The following is a 2,242-nucleotide window of genomic DNA, read 5'->3' on the forward strand; positions in this document are numbered from 1 at the left end:
ATGAGGGCATATTGTTTCAAGCTTAAAATATCTGCAAGGGGCCCCTGCAAGAATATGGGGCATGAGCAAAAGCGCGTCATTCTCGGGCTTGTCCCGAGGATCTCATGACCAGCGAGGGCTGGTTTCCGAGATGGTCGGGGCACGCCAGACCATGACGCACCCCCGTCCTCACGCCTGCACGCCGTCCACATACCAGTCCATCTTGGACAGCATCGCGTCCGAAGCGGTTTCGCCGGCCTTCAGGCGGACCTCGCCCTTCTGGTCCTTCAGCTCCCCGGTGAAGGGGTGGAGCGTGCCGGCGACGATGCCCTTCGCGACGGCGTCGGCAGCGGCGCGGGCGGCGGGCGTCACGGCGTCGTTGTAAGGCGCGATCTTGACCATGCCGTCCTTGATGCCGTGCCAGACGTCGCCGCTCTTCCAGCTGCCGTCCATCACCTCCTTGACGCGCTTGATGTAGTAGCCCGACCAGTCGTCGACGATCGCGGTCAGATGCGCCTTGGGGGCGAAGGCCTTCATGTCGGAGGCCTGGCCGAAGGCGAAGACGCCGCGCTGCTCGGCCGCCTGGAGAGCCGCCGCCGAGTCGGTGTGCTGGGTGATGATGTCGCAACCCTGGTCGATCAGCGCCTTGGCGGCGTCGGCCTCCTTGGCCGGGTCGTACCAGGTCGAGGCCCAGATCACCTTGGTCCTGAAGTTCGGGTTCACTTTCCGGGCGGCGAGCGTGAACGCGTTGATGCCCATCACCACCTCGGGAATCGGGAAGGAGGCGATGTAGCCGGCCTGGCCGGACTTCGACATGTGCCCGGCAATGGTGCCGATGACCGCGCGGCCCTCGTAGAAGCGGGCATTGTAGGTCGCGACGTTCTCGGCGCGCTGATAGCCGGTCGCGTGCTCGAACTTCAGGTTGGGGAACTGCTTGGCGACCTGGATGGTCGGGTTCATGAACCCGAACGACGTCGTGAAGATCAGCTGGTTGCCGGCCTGGGCGAGCTGGCGGATCGCGCGCGCCGCATCGGGGCCCTCCGCCACCTTCTCGATGAAGCTGGTCTTGATCTTCGCCCCGTACTCCTTCTCCAGCGCCAGCCGGCCCTGGTCGTGCGTCCAGGTCCAGCCATGGTCGCCGACCGGGCCGACATAGATGAAGCCGACGCCCAGCGGCGCCTGGGCGGACGCCCCGCCGCCGATCAGCGGCAGGGTCGCGGCGGTGGCGCCGGCTCCGAAATTGAACCGGCGGCGGGTGATGATGGAGGTCATACTACGCGTCTCCCCTGGTTGGTTGCGGCGTCACGACGCCGAGAACGGCTTGCCGAGGCAGGCCGGCGCATTGAGCCGGCCCGTCTTGCGGCCCAGCGACATCATGGTCAGAACCGCGATTGTCGCAAGATAGGGCGTCATCGCCAGGAGTTCGGGCGCGAGCCAGGTGATGCCCGCCGCCTTGGCCTGCAACTCCAGCGTCATCACGGCGCCAAACAGATAGGCGCCCAGCAGCAGCCGTCCCGGCTTCCACGCTGCGAAGACGACCAGCGCGAGCGCGATCCAGCCGCGCCCGGCGGTCAGCCCATCCGCCCACATCGGCGTGAGCGCCAGCGAGAAATAGGCCCCGCCCAGCCCCGCCAGCGCGCCGCCGAAAGCGATCGCCGCATAGCGGATGGCGATGACGGGGTAGCCGATCGCATGGGCCGAGGCGTCGTTCTCGCCGACGGCCCGCATGATCAGGCCAGGCCGCGTCCGGCGCAGGAACAGGCTGACGGCGAGCACGAGCGCGAGCGAGAGATAGACGACGATGTCGTGGCCGAAGACCACGCGCAGCAGAGGATGCTCCGAGAGCGCGGCCGGAAACACCGGACCGAGCCGCGTGATGGTCCGGCCGACGAAGCCCGCGCCGATCAGCGAGGAGGCGCCGATGCCGAAGATCGTCAGCGCCAGCCCAGTGGCGACCTGGTTGGCGGTCAGCGACAAAGTCAGCACGGCGAAGACCATCGCCGTGGCGACGCCCGCCACCATCGCAGCGACGAGGCCGAGCATCGTGCTGCCGGTGCTGAAAGCGACCGCGAAGCCCGCCACCGCGCCGCACAGCATCATGCCCTCGACGCCGAGATTGAGCACGCCCGCCTTCTCCGTGACGAGTTCGCCCAGCGCCGCCAGCAGGATCGGCGTGGACGCCGCGACGAGGGTCATGAAGATCGAGACGAGGATGGCGCTGGTCATGGCGCGCCCTTTGTCTTTCCGGGGCGCGCTAAAGGCG

Annotated in this window: 2 protein-coding genes; both read right to left on the reverse strand. The window is 67.6% G+C overall.

Features of this window, described 5'->3' with window-relative positions; translation table 11 throughout:
• Positions 1–168: 168 nt before the first annotated feature.
• Positions 169–1,251 carry a BMP family ABC transporter substrate-binding protein gene (locus RMO04_RS06850; protein WP_309644041.1) on the reverse strand — a complete coding sequence of 361 codons (1,083 nt, stop codon included), beginning with the start codon at positions 1,249–1,251 and terminating at the stop codon, positions 169–171.
• Positions 1,252–1,281: 30 nt separating this feature from the next.
• Positions 1,282–2,205: an ABC transporter permease gene (locus tag RMO04_RS06855; protein ID WP_309644042.1), complete on the reverse strand. Its 924-nt coding sequence runs from the start codon at positions 2,203–2,205 to the stop codon at positions 1,282–1,284.
• Between the last annotated feature and the right edge of the window lie 37 nt (positions 2,206–2,242).

The sequence above is a fragment of the Phenylobacterium sp. genome (assembly GCF_031412415.1).
Taxonomy (GTDB): Bacteria; Pseudomonadota; Alphaproteobacteria; order Caulobacterales; family Caulobacteraceae; genus Phenylobacterium.